At 35.2% G+C, this 21,417-nt stretch carries 23 protein-coding genes and 1 pseudogene; 11 read left to right on the forward strand and 13 right to left on the reverse strand.

Annotation, left to right across the window (positions count from 1 at the left end; genetic code table 11):
- The 4 genes from ACIQ0D_RS05100 to ACIQ0D_RS05115 all read left to right on the forward strand — a co-directional run.
- A partial coding sequence (locus ACIQ0D_RS05100) for a histidine--tRNA ligase (RefSeq protein WP_395803482.1) occupies positions 1-986 on the forward strand: 986 nt, incomplete at its 5' end.
- Positions 987-1,303: 317 nt separating this feature from the next.
- Positions 1,304-1,747, forward strand: a complete 444-nt coding sequence (locus ACIQ0D_RS05105) for a ubiquinol-cytochrome c reductase iron-sulfur subunit (protein WP_395803483.1) — start codon at positions 1,304-1,306, stop codon at positions 1,745-1,747.
- 12 nt (positions 1,748-1,759) lie between these two features.
- Complete coding sequence (locus ACIQ0D_RS05110; protein ID WP_395803484.1) at positions 1,760-2,635, forward strand: DUF5777 family beta-barrel protein; 876 nt, start codon at positions 1,760-1,762, stop codon at positions 2,633-2,635.
- Positions 2,629-3,183, forward strand: coding sequence for a YceI family protein (locus tag ACIQ0D_RS05115; RefSeq protein ID WP_395803485.1), 555 nt, complete (start codon positions 2,629-2,631; stop codon positions 3,181-3,183). Before ACIQ0D_RS05110 ends, ACIQ0D_RS05115 begins: the two co-directional genes overlap by 7 nt.
- Positions 3,184-3,319: 136 nt before the next feature.
- Here the strand turns inward: ACIQ0D_RS05115 and ACIQ0D_RS05120 are convergent, their stop codons facing one another.
- The 5 genes from ACIQ0D_RS05120 to ACIQ0D_RS05140 form a co-directional block, all read right to left on the reverse strand.
- Positions 3,320-3,919, reverse strand: coding sequence for a porin family protein (locus ACIQ0D_RS05120; RefSeq protein WP_395803486.1), 600 nt, complete (start codon positions 3,917-3,919; stop codon positions 3,320-3,322).
- Between the two features lie 33 nt (positions 3,920-3,952).
- Positions 3,953-4,504 carry a hypothetical protein gene (locus ACIQ0D_RS05125; protein WP_395803487.1) on the reverse strand — a complete coding sequence of 184 codons (552 nt, stop codon included), beginning with the start codon at positions 4,502-4,504 and terminating at the stop codon, positions 3,953-3,955.
- Between the two features lie 2 nt (positions 4,505-4,506).
- Positions 4,507-6,822 carry a TonB-dependent receptor gene (locus ACIQ0D_RS05130; RefSeq protein WP_395803488.1) on the reverse strand — a complete coding sequence of 772 codons (2,316 nt, stop codon included), beginning with the start codon at positions 6,820-6,822 and terminating at the stop codon, positions 4,507-4,509.
- A gap of 125 nt (positions 6,823-6,947) precedes the next feature.
- Positions 6,948-7,292 (reverse strand): hypothetical protein, encoded by a 345-nt coding sequence (locus tag ACIQ0D_RS05135; protein WP_395803489.1) that lies wholly within the window; start codon positions 7,290-7,292, stop codon positions 6,948-6,950.
- 124 nt (positions 7,293-7,416) lie between these two features.
- Positions 7,417-8,442 (reverse strand): Gfo/Idh/MocA family oxidoreductase, encoded by a 1,026-nt coding sequence (locus ACIQ0D_RS05140; RefSeq protein WP_395803490.1) that lies wholly within the window; start codon positions 8,440-8,442, stop codon positions 7,417-7,419.
- A 147-nt stretch (positions 8,443-8,589) separates the two neighbouring features.
- On the opposite strand from ACIQ0D_RS05140, the gene ACIQ0D_RS05145 reads away from it, so the two are divergent.
- The 3 genes from ACIQ0D_RS05145 to ACIQ0D_RS05155 are packed head-to-tail and all read left to right on the forward strand — an operon-like array spanning position 8,590 to position 10,443.
- Positions 8,590-8,934, forward strand: a complete 345-nt coding sequence (locus ACIQ0D_RS05145) for a hypothetical protein (RefSeq protein WP_395803491.1) — start codon at positions 8,590-8,592, stop codon at positions 8,932-8,934.
- Positions 8,935-8,964: 30 nt separating this feature from the next.
- The gene (locus tag ACIQ0D_RS05150) at positions 8,965-9,666 is read left to right on the forward strand and encodes a peptidylprolyl isomerase (RefSeq protein ID WP_395803492.1); all 702 of its coding nucleotides are present in this window, start codon (positions 8,965-8,967) and stop codon (positions 9,664-9,666) included.
- Positions 9,667-9,675: 9 nt separating this feature from the next.
- Positions 9,676-10,443 carry an exodeoxyribonuclease III gene (locus ACIQ0D_RS05155; RefSeq protein ID WP_395803493.1) on the forward strand — a complete coding sequence of 256 codons (768 nt, stop codon included), beginning with the start codon at positions 9,676-9,678 and terminating at the stop codon, positions 10,441-10,443.
- On the opposite strand, the gene ACIQ0D_RS05160 is transcribed toward ACIQ0D_RS05155, so the two are convergent.
- The 7 genes from ACIQ0D_RS05160 to ACIQ0D_RS05190 form a co-directional block, all read right to left on the reverse strand.
- On the reverse strand, positions 10,410-11,015 hold the full coding sequence (locus ACIQ0D_RS05160) for a 5-formyltetrahydrofolate cyclo-ligase (protein ID WP_395803494.1): 606 nt from the start codon (positions 11,013-11,015) through the stop codon (positions 10,410-10,412). The two genes, ACIQ0D_RS05155 and ACIQ0D_RS05160, sit on opposite strands and share 34 nt — an antisense overlap.
- A gap of 141 nt (positions 11,016-11,156) precedes the next feature.
- Complete coding sequence (gene efp / locus ACIQ0D_RS05165; RefSeq protein ID WP_395803495.1) at positions 11,157-11,717, reverse strand: elongation factor P; 561 nt, start codon at positions 11,715-11,717, stop codon at positions 11,157-11,159.
- A gap of 96 nt (positions 11,718-11,813) precedes the next feature.
- Complete coding sequence (locus ACIQ0D_RS05170; RefSeq protein WP_395803496.1) at positions 11,814-12,431, reverse strand: ATP-binding cassette domain-containing protein; 618 nt, start codon at positions 12,429-12,431, stop codon at positions 11,814-11,816.
- Positions 12,432-12,458: 27 nt separating this feature from the next.
- On the reverse strand, positions 12,459-13,244 hold the full coding sequence (gene lpxA / locus ACIQ0D_RS05175; RefSeq protein ID WP_395803497.1) for an acyl-ACP--UDP-N-acetylglucosamine O-acyltransferase: 786 nt from the start codon (positions 13,242-13,244) through the stop codon (positions 12,459-12,461).
- Positions 13,241-14,653, reverse strand: coding sequence for a bifunctional UDP-3-O-[3-hydroxymyristoyl] N-acetylglucosamine deacetylase/3-hydroxyacyl-ACP dehydratase (locus tag ACIQ0D_RS05180; RefSeq protein WP_395803498.1), 1,413 nt, complete (start codon positions 14,651-14,653; stop codon positions 13,241-13,243). The genes lpxA and ACIQ0D_RS05180 overlap by 4 nt, the downstream gene beginning before the upstream one ends.
- 28 nt (positions 14,654-14,681) lie before the next feature.
- A complete protein-coding gene (gene lpxD, locus ACIQ0D_RS05185; protein WP_395803499.1) occupies positions 14,682-15,719 on the reverse strand; it encodes a UDP-3-O-(3-hydroxymyristoyl)glucosamine N-acyltransferase in 1,038 nt (345 codons plus the stop codon).
- 58 nt (positions 15,720-15,777) lie between these two features.
- Positions 15,778-17,013, reverse strand: coding sequence for an HD domain-containing protein (locus tag ACIQ0D_RS05190; RefSeq protein WP_395803500.1), 1,236 nt, complete (start codon positions 17,011-17,013; stop codon positions 15,778-15,780).
- Positions 17,014-17,107: 94 nt separating this feature from the next.
- Here ACIQ0D_RS05190 and ACIQ0D_RS05195 point away from each other — a divergent pair, with 94 nt between their 5' ends.
- From ACIQ0D_RS05195 to ACIQ0D_RS05210, 4 genes are all read left to right on the forward strand, one after another.
- Positions 17,108-18,661, forward strand: a complete 1,554-nt coding sequence (locus tag ACIQ0D_RS05195) for a PglZ domain-containing protein (RefSeq protein WP_395803501.1) — start codon at positions 17,108-17,110, stop codon at positions 18,659-18,661.
- 21 nt (positions 18,662-18,682) lie between these two features.
- A complete protein-coding gene (tsaE, locus tag ACIQ0D_RS05200) occupies positions 18,683-19,108 on the forward strand; it encodes a tRNA (adenosine(37)-N6)-threonylcarbamoyltransferase complex ATPase subunit type 1 TsaE (RefSeq protein WP_395803502.1) in 426 nt (141 codons plus the stop codon).
- Between the two features lie 64 nt (positions 19,109-19,172).
- Positions 19,173-20,384: an alanine dehydrogenase gene (locus ACIQ0D_RS05205; RefSeq protein ID WP_395803503.1), complete on the forward strand. Its 1,212-nt coding sequence runs from the start codon at positions 19,173-19,175 to the stop codon at positions 20,382-20,384.
- Positions 20,384-21,061 (forward strand): M15 family metallopeptidase, encoded by a 678-nt coding sequence (locus ACIQ0D_RS05210; RefSeq protein WP_395803504.1) that lies wholly within the window; start codon positions 20,384-20,386, stop codon positions 21,059-21,061. The genes ACIQ0D_RS05205 and ACIQ0D_RS05210 overlap by 1 nt, the downstream gene beginning before the upstream one ends.
- 4 nt (positions 21,062-21,065) lie before the next feature.
- On the opposite strand, the pseudogene ACIQ0D_RS05215 reads toward ACIQ0D_RS05210, so the two are convergent.
- Positions 21,066-21,417, reverse strand: a pseudogene (locus ACIQ0D_RS05215) (hypothetical protein); the annotation flags it as partial.

The raw sequence follows: 21,417 nt of genomic DNA on the forward strand, positions 1-21,417 counted from the left end.
CCGATCGTCCGCAAAAAGGAAGATACCGCGAATTTTATCAATGCGATGCGGATGTAGTAGGCTCCGAAAGTTTAATTAATGAGGCCGAATTTGTATTGATTTATCACGAGGCTTTAAGCAAACTGGGGCTTAAAGATTTTACCATAAAAATTAATAATCGTAAGATTTTATCTGGCATAGCCGAAATTATTGGGAAACCGCAACTCATTGTAGATATGACCGTTGCCATTGATAAGCTTGATAAAATAGGTTTAGACGGAGTAATTAAAGAATTACTTGAAAGAGGCTTTACTGAACCTGATATTGAGATACTGAAACCAATTATCTTGCTTAGTGGCTCAAATGAGGAAAAATTAACTAGTTTAAGGTCGGTACTTTCGGCATCACAAACCGGAATAAAGGGCATTGCAGAAATTGAAAGCATTTTTAATTATTTGGAGCTGCTAACAAGTCAGACAGAATCGGTAAAACAAAACCTTGAACTGGATATTACGCTTGCCCGCGGCTTAAATTACTATACAGGTGCCATTTTTGAAGTTAAAACCAATGAAGTGGCCATGGGTAGCATCGGTGGCGGTGGTAGATACGATGATCTTACCGGCATGTTTGGTCTGAGCGACTTAACAGGTGTGGGAATATCATTTGGTGCCGACCGCATCTATGATGTGCTGGAAGAGCTTAAACTGTTTCCAGAGAGCACTTCTGAGAGCACCAAGGTGTTAATTAGCAACTTCGATGAACAAGCTGAAAAATTTGCACTTCCTTTACTTCAAAAATTAAGAAGCGAGGGAATAAGTGCCGAAATTTACCCTTCATCTGCCAAGCTTAAAAAGCAAATGACTTATGCAGATGATAAAAATATTCCTTTTGTAATACTTATTGGTAGTGATGAAATGGAAAGCGGATTATTAACCCTAAAAAATATGAAAAGTGGGGAACAGCAAAAGCTTTCTGCTGATCAGATAAGTGCATTTTTACTCACGTAAATTTTAAAAACTATCATTAATTATTGTAGCAACCTATTTAAAAGGCTTTCATATATTTCTTGCGAAGTACCTTCCTAGTAAAATCAATAAAAATTGGTAAATCATAGTTTAGTCATAAAACACTAAATCCGATAAAGTAAATCCTTTAAACTGTAATTTTATTTTAGAATCGACTAACAGTCAATTGATTGTGATAAAATTCTGATTTAAACAACAAATTTTATTGTTAACTGTTTAAATCACAACGAGTACCAATGGGAATAATTTTTAGGAATTAGGTCCTATAGAAAACAATCATTTATAATCTAAAAATAATTATGGAACGTAAAGATTTTCTTGCCGCACTTGGATTAGGAGCCGGCTCATTAATTGTATCATCATGCCTTGGAGCCTGCGGAAAATCCGATTCGGCAACACCTTCTACCGGAACACCAACAAGTGGGGGCAGTACAAAAATTGATTTTACCTTAAACGTTAGTACAAACGCCGACATCAACGCAAAGGGTTGGACAATCCAAAACAATATAATTATTGCTAAAAACGGAGCCGATTTTATTGCTTTATCAGCTGCATGTACCCATCAGGGTGCTTCTTTAACTTATAATTCTAGTAATAATACATTTCCCTGCTCTCTAACTGATCCATCACACGGTTCTGTGTTTGATGCAAATGGAAGTAAAACTAAAGGCCCCGCTACTTCGGCACTCAAAAAATATTTGACCTCTTTGAGTGGTACTACATTAAGAGTGTACGAATCTTAATATTCTAGTGAAATGAAACAAATATACTTGATTCTTCTTTTCCTAATTCCACAAAGCTTAAAAGCTCAGGACGATTTGATGGACATGCTAAAAGATAGCACAGAGGTGATTTACAAAAGTGCCACCTTCAAAGCAAATAGAATTATAAATGGACATTCAGTTGAAACCGTTGGTAAAAAAAATCTTGACTTTGTAATTTCACATCGCTTTGATAGACTTAATAATGGTTTCAATGAGTTTTTTGGCTTAGATGCGGCAACAATTAGACTAGGACTGGAATATGGCCTTAATGATCGATTGATGATAGGCATTGGTAGAAGCTCTTATCAGAAAGTGTATGACTATTTTGGTAAATACAGGCTATTTCGTCAAACATCAAATAGTGAAAAAATTCCTCTTTCATTAACCTTAGTATCGGGTTATGCAATAAGAACGCAAAAAACCAGCCCTAGTCTCTCATCATTCGATCGAGGCAGCTACTTCGGTCAATTTTTATTAGCAAGGAAGTTTGATGCTGGATTTTCTCTACAAGTGTCGCCAACGCTAATTCATAGAAATCGTCCAGACGCTTTTTATGATTCCGAAACAGTGTTTTCAACAGGTTTTGCTGGCATGTATAAAATATCTAAAAGAGCTTCAATAAATGGGGAGTATAATTATGTACTTGCAAATCAAATTGATGATAATTATACAAATAATTTTTCCCTTAGCTTAGATCTTGAAACAGGAGGTCATATTTTTCAATTATTGTTTACCAATTCTTTTGGGATGACGGAAAGACAATTCATCACAGAAACGAATGGAAGCTGGGGTAAGGGAGATATTCATTTTGGATTTAATATCTCAAGGACTTTCTCGTTTGAAAAGAAAAATAAAAACAAATGGTAAAACAACTAGTTATAACAGCGTTTTTTTGTTTTCTGGGCAATGTCTTACCTGCTCAAACTCAATTATTTACTGCCAAGAACAGTGAGGTCGACTTCTTTTCAAAAACTCCTATAGAGGATATTAAAGCTTTAAATACGAAATCTAGCTCTATTATTAATACAGATAATGGCGAAATTGTAGTAAAAATACCTGTTAACCAATTTCAATTTAGCAATAAATTAATGCAACAACATTTTAATGAAAATTACCTTGAGAGTGAAAAATATCCTCATGCCACATTTAAAGGTAAAATAAACGAAGCAATAAATTTTACGAAAGCCGGAACATATGATGTGAGCGCTACTGGAATATTAAATATTCATGGGGTTAATAAAGAAAAAACTATAAAAGGCAAATTAACTGTGGGTGATGGAATATTAAATTTAAACTCCAAGTTTGATGTATTACTGGTTGATTATAAAATTGATATTCCCAAACTAGTGTTTAAGAAAATAGCTGAACAAATAGCCGTTTCTGCACGAATTAACTATATTCCGAATAAAAAGTGAGTATTTTCGTTTTTTCTGAAAAACACTTATCCATTACTGGGATTAAAAACAGATTGAGAAAAATAATATATTGAAAATCTAAAAAAATTACATAAAAAAAGCCCTTTTAAATGGCTTTTTTTATGTAATTTAATGACTAATTAAAGAAATAACCAATAGAAATTCCTGCAATATTGTTTTTCCAAGTAACTGAGCTGGTATTAGTCCAATTACTTAAACCCAAAGAATAATTGGTTGAAACAAAATATCTTTGTGAGAACTTATAACCAAGCAAGGCGTTTAAACCTAGATCAAGACGCTTAAATTCACCTTCTTTAGATCCAAATTCAATGTTTTCTGAGTCACCCTCTTCTTTAATTTTACCATTAAGATTATATCCTAAAGATGGACCCATACCCACAAAAATACCCTTAGCAGAATCTTTTCGATAGACAAAATTAAGTGGTAATTCTAATGAATTAAAAGCAATAACATCTGAATGGTCACCATGAGATTCTTTTGCACCACGACCACTAAATAATAATTGTGGCTGAAATGACAAAGATTTACTCATTTCAAAATCAGCAACCAAGCCTAAATGTATGCTAGGACGTGGCTTTAGGTCGTGTTTTAGATCATCGTCATTACTACTTACATGATTTAAATTCAAACCTGCTTTAAATCCTATTTTAGGTGATTGAGCGCAAACGATGCTTGCAGGTAAAACCAAAAGGGCAATAAGTGTTAACTTTTTCATAATTGTTTTGAGATTTAATTTATAGATTGATTATTAATTTACATTTAATGAGAAACTGATGGCTATATCCGAATGCCCCTTAGAGGAATCATCATTTGCACCCTTTATTAGTGGTTTATGCATCAATTTTAATAAGACCGAACCTTGTCCGGCCACATTGCCAGTTTTCCACTGTGATACTAAGCCTAATGGAAAGCCATTAGTATCCGTATCTTTTTTTTCAATTGGAAAAGTCAGGCCAGATAAGATATAATAAACCTCATGCTGCCTTGACTGCTGAATAATATTAGGGGTTATATCCTTAGTAACTCCATTGATAATATTGAGGAATTTTACCTCAACATCATAGGTTTTATTAATGTCTAACCTAATATTATCGATTCTTGAAGGTGGATTACCTCCATCACCATCCGGATCTTCAGCAACTATTGTGGCTACGGTATTGCCACTTTGTTTAAAGAGCATTTCTATTCTATTGATAGCTTGGTGCTCCGTTTCATTATTAGCCATACTTGCCTTTTTACAAGATAAAACACTAACCGAAAGAGCAATACTCAATATTCCTACTATATATTTTTTAAGCATAATTATAAATTGATTTTAAGTCTTAATACAACATTGGTTCCTACCTCATCCGAAAAGTATCTGAAACGATTCATGTAATCGCGGTAGCGAACATTAAATAAATTAAATACGCTAGCACCTAAGCTAACTGGAGTTTTCATAAACCGTAATTCTGTCCCGAAATTCAAGTTGAAAAGTAAATAATCACTTGGCGGGGATAAATAGTCTATAAAATTATTGGGGATAAAACGCTGCTTAGCAACCCACAAAGCATTGGTTGATACATAACTGCTTTTTTTATTCGGCGAAAAATACCAGGAAACTTCCTGATCAATTTGCGGGGCAGGCATTTGCTGTAACCATGTACCTGATTCTAAATTACGGGGCAATAACACACTCGCTTTAAATCTATAAGCCCATGACGAATTTAAAGCAGTATTAAAAGTAAGATCTGACCCGCTTAGCAAAGCATCGGCTTGTTTAAACTGAAAGGTGGGAAATGCGCCACGTAATGTTAGGGTTGCCGGTAAAACTGGTACTAGATTAATAAAGTTCTGAATGTAATTTGTATACAATGTTAAATCAATCTTCGTGTCCTTATTCCATTGATAGTTAAACTGACTTGTATATTTCAAACTGATTTCACTTTTTAAATTAGGGTCTCCGATCTCAAAACTTGCCGTACCGTGATGTAAACCATTCACATACAACTCATTAACATGGGGGGGCCTCCAAGCCAAAGAAAAATTGTTTAACCAACTCAGGTTATTATTGGGAACATAATTGATAGCAAATGAAGATGAAAGGTTATTAAACTCCCTACCTATTTGAGAGTTTTGACCATTTTGGTTTCTAAATACCTCCAGACTTCGATAATCATATCTTACACCCGCTTCAAATTGTAAATCTTTTTTATCCCATTTTCTAATCGCATACAAGCCTAATAATATGTTTGTATAATTAGGCAAAAAGAATCTGCTACCACTCCAAACGTTGGCTTGTCTTTGCACAGTAAAACCAAACTGTTGATTTGTATTGGCAAACCTGTCGGTCTCAAAATTTACATCAGCGGTAGTAGTTCCTAAATTAAGATCCAATTCAGGATTATTATCAATCAATGAACGATCAAACTCCTTTCTGAAATTTTCTTGATGCGACAATAAGAAATTAATTCTGCGATCTTTACTTAATTCCTGTGTTAGCTTTGCCTTGATTAAATAATGAGATACATCTTGACTTGGCCTACCAATTTGATAGTCAAATTCATTTATATTAAATAAAGGGGTTTTACTATTGATAGCATTTTCTAAATCAGTCAAATTGCCAATATGTGCGCCCCAAAATATGCCTATTTTAGTATTAAATGCACTAAAAAAGACTTCCGCTTTGGTTTTTTCACGCTGATAACCCGCATGAAATGAATAATTTAATTCCTGTACTCCAGTATTATGTAACCAATAATCGGGTGTACGAGCATTTCCTCCACGCTTATAAGTTAGATGTGATCGCCAGGCCCAAGCACTTTTTCTAGATTTAATACCTTGCTCTACAATAGAATTAAAAAGACCCATCCTATTATTTGAGGAATAAATTGAATTAAATTCAACCCGAAGGCCCGTGTCTATATCTAAACTACGAGGTTCAACTAAAACAGCACCACCAATAGCATCCGAACCATACCTGAGAGCACCAGCACCCTTAATTACTGTTAAACGAGATGCTACCAAAGGATCAATTTCTGGAGCATGTTCTGCACCCCACTGCTGCCCTTCTTGTCTGACACCATTATTTAAAATTAACACCCTTTGGCTATGTAATCCATGTATAACAGGTTTAAAAACAGTACTTCCCGTTTGTAAAACAGATACGCCGGCCAACTGCTTTAACATTTCACCCAAAGTACCACCCCTCTGCTTTTGCATTTCTTCAGCAGTTAAGCTCGATTTAATTGAATTAACATCCCTATCATATCTAGAACTTACCACCACCTCACCCAGTTGTTCAGCAGAATGTAAAAGAGAAAAATTTTGATTCTGCAAGTCAGAATTTACAACTACATTGGCTTCTATAGGTACACAACCCACATGAGTTATTTTGATACGATAAGTTCCAGAGCACAACTTATTAAAACGATATACTCCAGATTTATTCGTAACAGCAATTTTATCGCTATCCATAAGCCAAACGGTTGCGCCAGACAAAACCTGCTGGTTTGTACCATCATAAATAATACCGCTTAATTTAAAATTGCATTCCTGCCCAATTGCCTTACCAACATAAATGTTTAAAACAATCAAACAAAAAAAACACATTCTTATAGCAAAAAATTGGTTTTTCATGCGAGTTAAATAACTGTATAAAGTATCATTAAAAAATTCAATTATAAGACACCTAATTAGACGAATTAATAATAATGAATTAAAATAGAGTCGCACTCAGAACAGAGTGGATCAAAAAAGAAAATTTATTCGGTAGGTGGACCTCTTAAGCTGCTAAGAAGTAGCTCAACAACATATCCTGTAACTTCATTATTAAGAAATACAGACATGATAGGCGAAAGCCTAATTTTTTCAATGAAAGATGATTTGGTGAATGTTTTATCGAAGTGAACGGCACAAACCCAGCAATAATCGGTCTTATTTTGAACATTTAAGTCCTCCTTATTACTTGAGTTAATCTTCTCAACACTTGAAACTGGAGGAATGGCTGCGTGATTATGAAAGATATCCAAAGGCAGAAAAACAGCCGAAAAACCCATCAGTAAGAATACTGATAGATAAAAGCTAAATGATTTTCTGATTCTTTTCATAATTTATTCAATCAAAATTAGATAAAAGCCTTTGCATTACCTAATAACTGAAATATAAGATTGTAACAATTTAATGTTTTCTAATCAAAAAGGCTGCCAAAATCGATGGTTGGAAAATAATTGATTAAATATCTGCTTTACTTTCTAAAATCTCAATTTGAGTCAAAATCTCTGAATTTTGAACTGGAAATTCCTTTCCATTTCTAATTGTTTGATAAACAGATTCAAACAAATCCATGTATTTTCCTTTAATTGATGGAACCCAAGACACCGTTTTTTCTCCTGCATCATTCATCAAGGTTAATCTACCTTCTTTGCCTGGATCTTCCTCTCCGAAACCAATATCTCCTGGTTTCATACAAGCCATCAATTGCTCTTCTTGTTTATCACAAAAAGCCTTTACGAATGAGCCTTTAGTACCATGAATAATTATACCTGGCTGCGGATCAGCAACCAATAAACTAGTGGTAATAAATACATTAACCTGATTGGGATAGCTCAGGTGAATATGACCATAATCATCAACTAGTGAGTTTTTACGATACACTCCAGTAATTTTACGATAAGCCAATGGCTTACCAAAAATGCAGATGGTCTGGTCTAGTAAATGCGCTGCAAGGTCGTAAACAATACCCGCAGCAGGCAATGGGGTTTCTTTAAAAACTTTGGGACCAATTTCAGCACGATAACGATCATATCGTAAGTGAACCTCAATAATATCGCCCAAAATGCCATTTTTAATCGTATCTCTTGTCACAGCAAAATCGCTCGAAAATCTGCGATTCTGATAAACCATAACCTTACGGCCAAGCTTTCTACCCAAATCAAATATCTCTTGAGCTTCCTTAACTGTTGGAGCAAATGGCTTTTCAACCAAAATATCTTTACCAGCCATTAATGCCTTTCTAGAATAATCAACATGGGTATTGCTTGGGGTATTAACAATAACAAGCTCGATTTGTGGGTCATCCAAAATTTCTTGAAGACTATCATAGCTCTTTACTTCTGGATAGTCGGCATGCACCTTTTTGCTATTATGCTCTAAAACACCTTTAAAATCAAATCCTTGGTTTGCATGAACAAATGGGGCGTGAAAAAGCTTTCCAGACATTCCATAGGCCAATAAAGCCGTTACAATTGGTTTTTCCATAAACAAATATACTTTTAAAATTAATTTTATGCTTTTAACTGATTTACTTTTAAAATTTAAATTAATTCGCCAAAACATTCTTTTCTAATTAGTAGATTAATAATAAATCATTCCTTTAAATCGCTAATTTTTACAGACTTTTGCAGCATGACACCAGCAGAAATAAATAAAAAGTGGACAGTTTTACAGGAGCGAATCGCAAAGGAGTTTGATTCGGAACTTCCTGACATGAAAGTGATGCTTTTTTTAATTGGTGTTCAGGAACTGGGAAAAGGTCCCTTAAAATTTAGCAAGCGCCAAAAAGAAGAACTCATGCACATTGCCAACTGCCGACTTTTTAGTGAGCTCGGTTTTTATGAGCTCGAAGGAGTAGATCAGGATGGTTGGCCACATTGGAAATTAATAAAAGCAATTCCTGCCTATACACTGCTTGAACAAGAAATGATAATGAGATCCTTGATGATTAGCTATTTTGAAACTATCTTGGATTAAAAAATATCGATTTATTAAAATTATAATAACATGAAAAAATACCTAGGTCTTATTTTAATATTTCTAATTTCTACCGCATCGGCGAAACCAAAACATGATTTTGTAAGGATAAAAACGAATAAAGGAGAGTGTATTATTATGCTTTACAATCAAACACCAAAGCATCATGATAATTTCTTGAAACTAGCCAAAGAGGGTTTTTATAATGGAACACTTTTTCATCGTGTTATTCAAGAATTCATGATTCAAGGTGGTGACCCAAATTCTAAAACCGCAAGTCCTGGTCAGGCATTGGGTTCAGGCGATTTAGGATACCGCGTACCAGCCGAATTTAGAGATAGTTTATTTCACAAAAAAGGAGCTTTGGCTGCAGCACGTGATAATAATCCCGAAAAAGCATCTAGCGCAAGTCAATTTTATATTGTTCAAGGTAAAAAATGGTCCGATGCCACTTTAGATGATATACAACAAAAAAGAATGAATGGGGTAATTGTCCCAGAAGCACATCGTAAAGTTTACAAAGAACTGGGCGGAACACCGCATCTTGATCAAAATTATACGGTTTTTGGTGAAGTGGTTCAGGGTATAGAAATGGTAGATGCAATTGCTGCTGTTGAAAAAGGAACCTCCGACCGTCCGAAAGAAGATATTAAAATGGAAGTTTCTGTGCTGAAAAAAGGAGAAGCTCGAAAAATTGAAAAACAATTAGGTCTAAAAACTAATATGCTTTAATAGCTCCTCATGAAAATAATCTCCTATAATGTAAACGGTATCCGTGCGGCGCTCAGCAAAAATTGGTTGGAATGGTTAAAAGCTGCCAACCCAGATGTGATTTGTTTACAAGAAATAAAAGCAACACCCGATCAAATCACAGATTTGGTATTACTTGAGCAATTAGGTTATGAACACTATTGGAATCCTGCCGAGAAAAAGGGCTATAGCGGGACAGCCATTTTCACCAAAATTACACCCAAACATGTAGAGTACACATCAGGAATGGATGATTATGACCGTGAGGGACGAATCATTAGAGCTGATTTTGATGGTGTATCCGTAATGAGTACCTATTTCCCATCTGGATCAAGTGGTGATGAGCGTCAGGCGTTTAAATATCGTTTTTTAGATGACTTTCAAGAGTATTCTGATAAATTAAAGCTGGAATTCCCCAATCTAGTAATTTCTGGTGATTACAATATTTGTCATAAACCAATTGATATACATAACCCTAAATCAAATGCGAATTCTTCGGGTTTTTTGCCAGAAGAACGTGAATGGATGGAGAATTTTGTAAAAAGTGGATTTATCGATTCTTTTAGACATTTTAATGCTGAACCACATAACTATACTTGGTGGAGTTATCGTGCAGGTGCTAGAAATAAGAATTTAGGCTGGCGAATTGATTATAATATGGTATCTGAAGGACTTCGAGATAAATTAAAACGATCAGCGATTTTACCTGAAGCTAAACATTCGGATCATTGTCCGATTTTATTGGAATTAGATTTATAATTTAAAAGCCAAATTTTTTCAGGACTAATACAGAAGTCGAGTTTAGTATCAAATTCATTTAAATCACTAATCTCTTCAACGGGTCCAAAAAAAGAAATTCCGGCTTTTTGTACATCTGGTCTACATTTACTTAAAAATCGATCGTAAAAGCCCTTTCCATATCCGACACGGTTTCCATGTTTATCAAAAGCTAATAGGGGGACAAAAACTAAATCAATCTGGTCATTTGCTACTATTCTACCGTGAATTGGCTCTGGGATATCAAACTTATTTCGGACTAAAATGGTGTTTTCGTGATGATAAAGAACATTCTCCATTTCAAATGTTTCAAAATTGGTCCTGGGGATGACAATTTGTAAGTGTGGAACAACTTGTTTAAAATAATTCAGAATTGAAAAGGTGTCGATTTCATGATGTTTTTTGATAGGTAAAAACACATGTACCATCTTGTATTTCGACCAATCAATTCCTTTAATTTGATCCATCAATTGATCCATCAACATCCAATATTGGGATCTTGACAAGCCTTGTCTCTTTTCTAAAAATTGTTTTCGTAAAATAGCTTTATTCACTATCCTAATTTATGAAACAATAGCTATTTATAATCATAAAATTTTGAATTAAAATGGGATTTTCCTGAATTAAAAAAGCTTATAAAAAACAAGCGGTCTTTCCACTTCTGAAAAGACCGCTTTATCAAAAAAAAAACTAAACTATTTTACTCTTTCTATGTAGTCTCCAGTACGAGTATCTACTCTTACTCTATCTCCTTGATTAACAAATAAAGGAACACGAATCTCGATGCCTGTTTCTACAGTTGCACTTTTCAATGCATTGGTAGAAGTATCACCCTTAACAGCGGGCTCAGTATATGTAATTTCAAGCTCAACACTTGCAGGTGCTTGTGCCATGATTGGCTCATCACTTTCAAATGAAACAATTACATTCATACCTTCTTTCAAGAATCTAGCTGCCGATCCGAAAAGAGTCTTTTCAACACTAAATTGCTCAAAAGTGGTATTATCCATAATTACGAAATAATTTCCCTCTTCATAAAGATATTGGTAGTCGCTGGTCTCAACACGGCAAATCTCAACTTGCTCATCAGTACCCATTCTTGCTTCTACAATTTTTCCACTACGGATATTACGCAATTTACCAATGTAAAATGCTCCTCCTTTACCGGGTGTACGGTGAATAATTTCTTCAACAGTCACTAATTCGCCGTTGTAACGTAAAATATTTCCTGATTTAATTTCAGACGCTTTTGCCATGATTTATTGAATTATTTCGAGGGGCAAAGATACGGGCATTTTGTTAAATTTCCAAAGGAAAACGCTTGATGTTATGGAGTTTAGGTGCGAGATAGCCTATTTATAATCGGCAAGATTTATCTTGTGCTGACAAAAACTGTATTCTTGTTCTTGGTTAGAGCATATTATAACCAAACGGTCGGAGCACTCATTAGCAGCTAAGTTGAGATACCAATCAAGCCCCTGTTGATCTAAATTTGAGCTCGGTTCATCCAATAACAATAATTTTGTGTCGGAGCAAAAAGCTAGTGCAAGTTTTACTCTTTGTTTCATGCCCGATGAAAAATGTTTTAAAGCCTTAAATTCTGAGTTTTTTAAGCCTAGTAGCTCAATCAGATTGCGTTTATCAAATCCTTTACGGTATTTCTTAAATCGGAAATGGAAATCTATAAGCTCTGAAAGTGTAAACTCTTCTATTAACTCCAAATAAGGAGCAGCCATACTTTGGCAGAGAAAAACATAATCCTGATCAATTTGCTTATCGCCTTCCGAATAGTGAATAATGCCCTCAGAACTGGTTAAGCTCCCAGATATTACCTGCAAAAGCGTTGATTTTCCAGCGCCATTAGAACCCAAAATGGCGTAGGTATGATTGCTTTCAAACTCATAATTCACATCCCTGAAAATCCATTCGCGGTTAAATCGTCTACCGATATGCTCTAAGCTGATTTTCATATGGAATGTAAATCCAAAGGTTTATTTTTAGGAATTACCAAAACCTTTCATAACCCCTCTATTTGAATTTCGTATAAAATCAAGAATTTCATCACGTATTTCAGTAGGCTGACGTTCGGTTTCAATAATATCTAAAGCCTTACTAACATTGAATTTCTTTAGGAAAATGGTTCGGTAAATATCTTGGATTTCATTAATCTGATCAGAGGTAAATCCTCTACGACGCAAGCCCACAGAGTTAATTCCAACATAAGATAATGGCTCGCGTCCAGCCTTGGTATAAGGTGGAACATCCTTACGGACTAATGAACCACCCGAAATTATAGAGTGAGCTCCAATGGATACAAATTGATGAACTGCCGAAGCGCCACCAATAAAAGCAAAATCTTGAACCTCGATATGTCCTGCTAACTGAACTGAATTAGCGATAATTACATTATTACCAATAACACAATCATGCGCCACGTGCACATAAGCCATTAATAAACAATTACTTCCAATAGTAGTAGTATTTTTATCAAGTGCTGTTCCGCGATTCAAGGTAACACATTCGCGGATAATGGTATTATCACCTACAGTAACCGTTGAGGGTTCGCCTTTATATTTTAAATCTTGTGGTGGAGCTGAAACAACCGCACCCGGAAATATTCTGCAATTCTTACCAATTCGGGCACCATCCATAATCGTTACATTGGATCCAATCCAAGTACCTTCACCAATTACAACATCTTTATAAATAGTTACAAATGGTTCAATTACTACAGTGTCGGCAATTTTAGCCTGCGGGTGTATATATGCTAAGGGTTGGATCATACGCTTTCTTCGGTTTCTTTAACTCTAATTATTTGGGCCATCATCTCTGCTTCAACCACAACTTTATCTCCAACCATTCCCACTCCTCTCATCTGGCAAATACCTCTGCGGATAGGTTCCATTAAATCGCACCTGAAAACTATCGTGTCGCCAGGTAAAACTTGAGCACGGAATCTAACCTTATCAATCTTTAAAAAGTAGGTGAGATAATTTTGTGGATCTGGAACGGTACTTAAGACCAATATTCCGCCGGTTTGTGCCATAGCTTCAATCTGGATTACACCAGGTAAAACAGGCGCACCAGGGAAATGACCTTTGAAGAACTCTTCGTTCATGGTAACATTTTTGACCCCAACAACATGCGATTTTGAAAGTTCAAGGATTTTATCAATAAACAAAAATGGTTGTCTGTGAGGTAAAATATTCATGATCTGAACTACATCATATAGAGGTGTAGCGCTTGGATCATAGACCTGAATGTTTTTTTTCGTTTTTTCTTTTTTTATCTGCGCCTTAATTTTCTTTGCAAAGGCTACATTAGCAGCATGACCTGGTCTGGCAGCCATAATATGACCCTTCAAAGGCACACCTACAAGGGCTAAATCGCCAATCATATCAAGCAGCTTATGACGGGCTGGCTCATTTTGATGACGAAGTTCAATATTATTTAAAATTCCTTCTCTAGCAACATCTATATCATCGCGGTTAAATAGTTTAGCGAGATTCTTTAATTCTTCCTTACTAACTTGTTTATCAACTACCACAATGGCATTATTTAAATCGCCACCCTTAATCAAATCATGCTTTAATAGCATTTCCAATTCATGAAGAAAACAAAAGGTACGGCATGAAGCAATTTCCTTTTTAAATTCTGAAAGTGTGGTTATAGCAGCATGCTGACTTCCTAAAACTGGCGAATTATAGTCGATCATGCAGGTAAAACGATAGTCATCCAATGGCATTGCTACCATCTCAACCTTACGATCGGGCTCAGAATAGTGTATATTAGAAGGGATACTATAGTATTCACGGTAAGCATCCTGATCAACAAATCCCGCTGTTTCAAGAGCTTCAACAAACATAATTGAACTACCATCCATAATTGGAATTTCTGGTCCGTCAAGCTCAATCATTACATTATCTACTTCTGTTCCTACCAGGCTGGCTAATACATGCTCTACAGTATGAATGCTGGCACCGTTTTGAGTGATTGTAGTTCCTCTTGAAGTGTCTGTAACATTATCTACATCCGCATCAACAATGGGTGAACCGGGAAGATCAATACGCTTAAATTTATATCCATGATTCTCTGGAGCTGGTTTAAAGGTCATCGTAGCCGATTTTCCAGTATGTAAGCCAACGCCATTTACAGATATTTCAGATTTAATTGTTCTTTGTTTTACATTCATAGTATTGATTTGTTCAGGTTGAAACTGATCATAACAAACGATTCTTTATAATGTTTTCAAGCTCTTCGATTCTTTTTTCCAAATCAGGTAATCGTCTGGTTACCACTTGTACTTTTAAAGATTCGCGTAAGGGGGTCAAAGGAAAACCATTCCAACTTTGATTTTCTTCCTTAATGGTATTATTCACCGCCGACTTTGCTCCAATATTACTTCCATTAGCTATACTAATATGGCCCACAATTCCAACCTGCCCGCCAATAATACAGTTTTCCCCAATCTTTGTACTACCAGATATTCCTGTTTGTGCCGCAATTACGGTATTTGCTCCAATTTCAACATTATGTGCAATTTGTATTAAATTATCTAGTTTAACGCCCTTGCGGATAATCGTTGATCCCATTGTAGCTCTATCAATGGTAGTATTTGAGCCAATTTCAACATTGTCTTCAATCACCACATTTCCAATTTGGCTTACCTTCTTGTAAGCACCCTCTGGTCCTTTAACAAAGCCGAAACCATCGCCACCAATAATGGCACCAGAATGAATGATAACATTATCACCAATAGTACAATTAAAATACACCTTTACTCCGGCATATAAAGTAACATTTTTACCTATAACTACATTATCTGCTAAATAAGTACTCGGATAGATTTTACTTCCATCACCGACAGTAACATTAGGGCCAATGTAAGCTAGAGCCCCAACAAAAACATCCTTTCCAATCTTTGCAGTCGGGTGAATGAAACTTGGTGTCTCAATACCACTTTTCTTAGATTTTATAAGTTCATCATACTTCTCCAACAATACGGAGAAAGCACTATAGGCATTTTTAACCCTTATTAAAGTCGAATTTATTGGAGCGCTTGGCACAAAATCATCGTTTACGATAATTATAGAAGCCCCAGAGCTATAAACAAATTGCTCATATTTAGAATTTGCAAGGAAGGATAAAGAACCCTCACTTGCCTCTTCAATCTTCGAAAGTTGATTCACTGTCACCTCAGGATTACCTTCTACAGTCCCCTCAAGTAATATTCCAATCTGATGTGCAGTTAATTGCATGCTGCAAATTTATGTGTTATTAGTTAACGAACAAATTTTGAGTTTAATTGCTTGTCTATTATTTGACATTTCTCAACTCTTTTACATAACAGAGTATGTATTTTTGAACTGTTTTGGCCAAAGCCTCTAGGTTCGAATAATCTGAAGCACCGGCTATATCTTGAATAGACCCATCTTTCATCAATATTTTAATACTTCCATCGCCCACACTATAAGCCTTGTTTTTAATGGTATCAGTAAATACGAAATATGAGGTGTCATCGTCAGAAATTTCATACTCATCAGTTACTTTGTCGGCCAAATTGTTAATTCTCTCAATCGATGGAGGCTCATTAGTAATCTCAACCTGATATAAATTTCTATCAATTAGGTGCATACAAAGGGTTGATAGAATTAAATCTTCATCATTTACCCAAACCTTAATTGAGGTAAATATATCATTATCGTCAAGTTTTGTAAAGCGCTCAATATTTAGGGGATTATTTTTAAAATCCTCCATGCTAATCGAATTCTTTAAGAAATACGAAAAACAAGGACTGGCAAAAAGGTTTCTACCCTCTTGGCTTAACTCTTTTGCTCTTTCCAATATTTTAACAAGCATTTGCTCAGCAGCAATAACCGTTTTATGTAAATAAACTTGCCAGTACATTAAGCGGCGGGCAATTAAGAATTTTTCAATCGAGTAAATGCCCTTTTCTTCTACAACTAGCTGATCGTCAACAACATCTAGCATTTTAATAATTCGGTCGAAGCTTATTACCCCTTCCGATACTCCCGTAAAAAAACTATCCCTATTTAAATAATCCATTCGATCGAGGTCTAATTGACCAGAAACCAATTGGTATAAAAACTTTTTATGATAGCGATTATTGAAAATTTCAAGCGCCAAGCCTAATTTCCCACCAAACTCACGATTTAAATTGTTCATTAAAAGAGTGGAAATATGTTCGTGCGAAACACCATCCACAATGGTATGTTCTAGGGCATGCGAAAATGGTCCGTGGCCTATATCATGAAGTAAAATAGCAATAATTACACCCTGTTCCTCTTCAAAAGATATAGCTTGCCCCTTACTTTTTATAGTCTCTAAAGCAAGTCCCATTAAATGCATTGCACCCAATGCATGATGAAAACGCGTATGAAGTGCCCCCGGATATACCAAGTGGGTCATTCCCAGCTGTTTTATATAGCGAAGTCGCTGAAAATAGGGATGCTGAATGAGGTCAAACACCAATTCAGATGGAATGGTGATAAAACCGTAAACAGGGTCATTTATAATTTTTTTCTTATTCAAGTTTCAAACCTTATTTACAAAAATTGTTATTTTTAATGACAATTGAACGTTAAATTAATCTCAATGGTCTAATATTTGCTAAATTTACTGTGAAATGCAGGAAACAACAATATTATGGGCCGACGATGAGATCGACCTTTTAAAACCACATATACTATTTTTGAATGAAAAGGGTTACAAAATAAAAACTGTAACTAACGGAAATGATGCGCTCGACTGTTTCAAAAAGGAAAATTTTGATTTAGTTTTTTTAGATGAGAATATGCCAGGCTTAACTGGACTTGAAACTCTTGCCAAAATAAAAACAATTGATCCGGATATTCCTATCGTGCTCATCACGAAAAATGAAGAGGAATATATGATGGAGGATGCCATTGGCTATAAAATTGATGATTACCTCATTAAACCAGTTAATCCCAAGCAAATTCTCCTGACCATAAAAAAGCTGATTGATAATAAGCGACTAGTGAGCGAAAAAACATCCATGGCTTATCGTCAAGATTTTAGAGCACTAGGAATGACCATTAATGAAAATCTTAATTTTTCGGAATGGATAGATTTTTACAAAAAATTGGTTTACTGGGAATTATCTCTAGAAAAATTAGAAGATGAAGGGATGCACGAAATATTAACTGTGCAAAAATCAGAGGCTAATGTTCAATTTTCTAAGTTTATTGAAAAAAACTATTTGAATTGGATGAAGGATCCTGCATCTGGGCCCATTACCTCCAACCAACTATTTACCAAAAAGGTTTTTCCAGCCATGGAGCCAAAAAAACCAACATTTTTTATTTTAATTGATAATTTAAGATATGATCAATGGAAAATGATTAATTCCATTTTGGTAGATTACTATCGAATAGAAGAGGAAGATACCTATTACAGTATTTTGCCAACTGCTACTCAATATGCTAGAAACGCTATTTTTTCGGGATTAACGCCCCTAGAAATGGAGCGCCGCTTTCCAGAAATGTGGCAAAATGATGAAGATGAGGGCGGAAAAAATCTGTTTGAAGAAAAGTTTCTTGCCGACCAAATTCAAAGGGTAATGCGCAAAGATTGTAAGCATTCTTATAATAAGATTTTAACCTTTGAACAGGGTAAAAGCATTAGTGAAAACATCAACAATCTAATGGCCAATGATCTGAATGTGATTGTTTACAATTTTGTGGATATGTTATCTCATGCCCGTACAGATATGGCTATGATTAGAGAATTAGCAAATGATGAGGCAGCATATCGCTCATTAACGCTCTCTTGGTTTGAGCATTCACCACTACTCGAACTATTAAAAAAACTATCTCAAAAAAATATAAAACTTATCATAACTACCGACCATGGTACCATTCGGGTTAAACATCCAAGTAAAGTGGTTGGCGATAGAAATACCAATTCCAATTTGCGTTATAAACAGGGAAAAAATCTAAGTTATAATCCGAAAGAGGTATTCCATATTAAAAACCCACACGAGGCGATGCTTCCTAAACTGCATATGAGCTCAAGCTTTATTTTTGCAAAAGAAGATGGCTATTTTGTTTATCCGAACAATTACAATCATTTTGTAAATTACTTTAATGAGACTTTCCAACATGGCGGCATCTCAATGGAGGAGATGATTGTTCCTTTTGTAACTTATAGTCCTAAATAATTCTTTCCGTATTTTTGAGCTATGGAAATTCTAATTGAAAACGAAAATAAACTTAAGGATGCAGCAGTATCGCTACTCAAATTCGCTGAAAATGAAAAAATATTCTTGTTTCAGGGGGAAATGGGTGCGGGAAAAACAACATTGATTAAATCTTTATGCTTACAATTGGGAATGCTCGAAAACGTGAGCAGTCCAACCTATTCGCTAGTTAATGAATATATTTTCCCAGAAGGGAAAATCTTTCATTTCGACTTCTTTCGTATAAAAAATGAATCAGAAGCTTTTGATCTCGGATTTGAAGAATACCTTACATCGGGCGATTATTGTTTTATTGAATGGCCGGAAATGATTCCCAATTTATGGCCGGATAACTTTTTAGAAATAAAAATAACTGAAACCGAAGGTGGAATGCGAAAAATATTTGCTCAAAAACATTCAAAATCTTGATTTTGAACCTAGGCGAATTTTCAAAAAATTCGTATCTTCCTAAATCTTATTAAAAACCCGAACAATGAGTGAATTGTCAGACATTGCAAGACAAGCTATGATGCGTCCGCAAGAGGCGATGTTGGAAGTGAAAAATAAAAAAAATAGCCTCCATATTGGCATTCCAAAGGAAACATCATTTCAAGAAAATAGAATTGCACTTACTCCCTTGTCTGTAGGATTGCTAGTTCAAAATGGACATGAAGTTGTAATTGAATCGGGTGCTGGTTTAGCGGCAAATTTTCCTGATAATCACTTTAGCGAACAGGGCGCAAAAATTACCTACGATAAAAAAGAGGTGTTTAAATCTGATATCATTATCAAAATAGCTCCTCCAACTGATGACGAGATTACTATGATGAAAATGGGACAGGTATTGTTCTCAGCCATTCAAATGTCGACCACCAAGGTGGAATATCTGCAGTCATTAATGAAGAAAAATATTACGGCTCTATCATTTGAATACCTCAGAGATGAGGGCAATGTATTAAGCGTAGTAAGAGCAATGAGCGAAATTGTTGGGGCAACTTCCGTATTAATCGCTGCCGAATATCTAAGTAATGTTTTTGAAGGCAAAGGTTTAATGCTGGGTGGCATTACAGGTGTTCCTCCAACAGAAATAGTTATTTTAGGTGCAGGCACAGTTGGCGAATATGCCGCAAGAACAGCTCTTGCACTTGGAGCCGAAGTAAAAGTTTTTGATAGCTCTCTTTACAAGCTACGTAGATTACAAAACAATATTGGCAGCCGCGTTTTTACTTCAGTTATTCAGCCTGCTGTTCTTGAAAAAGCTCTTTGGTGCTGTGATGTAGCTATTGGTGCAATTCGTGCAGAACATGGTAGAAGCCCTTGTATCGTATCAGAAGAAACGGTAAGCAAAATGAAACCCAACTCGGTAATTATTGATGTTAGCATCGATCAAGGTGGTTGTTTTGAAACCTCCAAAATTACCAATCATAAAGTTCCAACATTTAGGAAACATGATGTAATTCACTATTGTGTTCCAAATATTGCTTCGCGCGTTTCAAGAACAGCAAGTTATGCCTTAACTAATATTTTTACACCCATCATTCTTGATATTGGTGAAATGGGTGGCATGATGAATTTGATTTGGGATAGACCCGGAATTAGAAATGCCATTTATCTTTATCAAGGAAAATTAACGAATAAAGATCTTTCCGAACGTTTTAACATTCCCATGAAAGACCTTGATCTTTTAATTGTATCTCAAAGGTAATGCGTAAGTTCATTTTATTTTCCCTTCTTTTTTTAACAATTGGAGCAAGAGCACAACAAAATAAAGATTCCAACCTGCTGATTATAAATGATATGCATGCATATCAATCATCAGTAAAATCTGATAAAAACAAGGAACTTGTAGAAATAAAGAAATGGATTCCCAATATCAAACTGGATATTCGCTATGCTACAAAAAATAATTTCGCAAAAATTGCGGTTTATAAACAAGCTAAGGCGTTTGCGCGACTTCCAGTAGTTGAAGCGCTTCGAAATGTGCAAAATGAGCTAAATAAATCGGGGATTGGCCTAAAAATATTCGACGGGTATCGCCCATATAGTGTAACAGTTAAATTTTATGAACTAGCAAGCGATAAAAGTTTTGTTGCTAACCCTAAAGATGGTTCAAGACATAATCGAGGTTGTGCCATTGATCTCACTTTAATAAATTTAAAAACAGGAAAAGAGCTTGAAATGCCTACTCCTTATGATAGCTTCGCCCCAGAAGCTGCAGCAAACTTTGACAAACTATCTGAACAAGTATTAAAAAACAGAACACTGCTCATAAACACCATGGAAAAAAATGGATTTAAGGTTTTAAGCAATGAATGGTGGCATTTTGATTTTAATGGTTGGAAAAATTTTGAACTAATGGATATTCCTTTTGAGGATCTCTAAATAATCAAAACTCTCTTCCATTTAGCTCATTAACCATATTGGCTAATATTTCAATTTCTTCTTTTTTATGAGCACTATTTAACACTATTCTATTGAGCTTTTTACCCTGGGGGTCTGGATAAGGAAAAGAGGAGATTTTAATCCCACGATTTAATAAACCTTCAGCCAATGCTTCATCATTTATTAGAATAACAGGGAAATCTTTAATAAAAAACAAGCCCTTTTCGGAATGTAGTAATTCTACAAAATAATTAATGTTTGTTCTTAGCTTTCTAAGTTCTTGATGATGGTTTTCTTCTGAATGAACAAAAGCATAAAGAATTCCCGGCGAGGGTGGCGAGCTTCCAGCATAAATT

The organism is Daejeonella sp. (assembly GCF_044342615.1).
GTDB lineage: Bacteria > Bacteroidota > Bacteroidia > Sphingobacteriales > Sphingobacteriaceae > Daejeonella.

Coding starts and splice junctions, on each gene's coding strand:
- lpxA (WP_395803497.1), bottom strand. CDS start 13,244: ATGATCCAACCCTTAGCATATATACACCCGCAGGCTAAAATTGCCGAC.
- ACIQ0D_RS05205 (WP_395803503.1), top strand. CDS start 19,173: ATGAGTGAATTGTCAGACATTGCAAGACAAGCTATGATGCGTCCGCAA.
- ACIQ0D_RS05180 (WP_395803498.1), bottom strand. CDS start 14,653: ATGAATGTAAAACAAAGAACAATTAAATCTGAAATATCTGTAAATGGC.
- ACIQ0D_RS05125 (WP_395803487.1), bottom strand. CDS start 4,504: ATGCTTAAAAAATATATAGTAGGAATATTGAGTATTGCTCTTTCGGTT.
- ACIQ0D_RS05110 (WP_395803484.1), top strand. CDS start 1,760: ATGAAACAAATATACTTGATTCTTCTTTTCCTAATTCCACAAAGCTTA.
- ACIQ0D_RS05115 (WP_395803485.1), top strand. CDS start 2,629: ATGGTAAAACAACTAGTTATAACAGCGTTTTTTTGTTTTCTGGGCAAT.
- ACIQ0D_RS05170 (WP_395803496.1), bottom strand. CDS start 12,431: ATGAAAATCAGCTTAGAGCATATCGGTAGACGATTTAACCGCGAATGG.
- lpxD (WP_395803499.1), bottom strand. CDS start 15,719: ATGCAATTAACTGCACATCAGATTGGAATATTACTTGAGGGGACTGTA.
- ACIQ0D_RS05140 (WP_395803490.1), bottom strand. CDS start 8,442: ATGGAAAAACCAATTGTAACGGCTTTATTGGCCTATGGAATGTCTGGA.
- ACIQ0D_RS05130 (WP_395803488.1), bottom strand. CDS start 6,822: ATGAAAAACCAATTTTTTGCTATAAGAATGTGTTTTTTTTGTTTGATT.
- ACIQ0D_RS05155 (WP_395803493.1), top strand. CDS start 9,676: ATGAAAATAATCTCCTATAATGTAAACGGTATCCGTGCGGCGCTCAGC.
- ACIQ0D_RS05150 (WP_395803492.1), top strand. CDS start 8,965: ATGAAAAAATACCTAGGTCTTATTTTAATATTTCTAATTTCTACCGCA.
- ACIQ0D_RS05145 (WP_395803491.1), top strand. CDS start 8,590: ATGACACCAGCAGAAATAAATAAAAAGTGGACAGTTTTACAGGAGCGA.
- ACIQ0D_RS05105 (WP_395803483.1), top strand. CDS start 1,304: ATGGAACGTAAAGATTTTCTTGCCGCACTTGGATTAGGAGCCGGCTCA.
- efp (WP_395803495.1), bottom strand. CDS start 11,717: ATGGCAAAAGCGTCTGAAATTAAATCAGGAAATATTTTACGTTACAAC.
- tsaE (WP_395803502.1), top strand. CDS start 18,683: ATGGAAATTCTAATTGAAAACGAAAATAAACTTAAGGATGCAGCAGTA.
- ACIQ0D_RS05210 (WP_395803504.1), top strand. CDS start 20,384: ATGCGTAAGTTCATTTTATTTTCCCTTCTTTTTTTAACAATTGGAGCA.
- ACIQ0D_RS05120 (WP_395803486.1), bottom strand. CDS start 3,919: ATGAAAAAGTTAACACTTATTGCCCTTTTGGTTTTACCTGCAAGCATC.
- ACIQ0D_RS05195 (WP_395803501.1), top strand. CDS start 17,108: ATGCAGGAAACAACAATATTATGGGCCGACGATGAGATCGACCTTTTA.
- ACIQ0D_RS05135 (WP_395803489.1), bottom strand. CDS start 7,292: ATGAAAAGAATCAGAAAATCATTTAGCTTTTATCTATCAGTATTCTTA.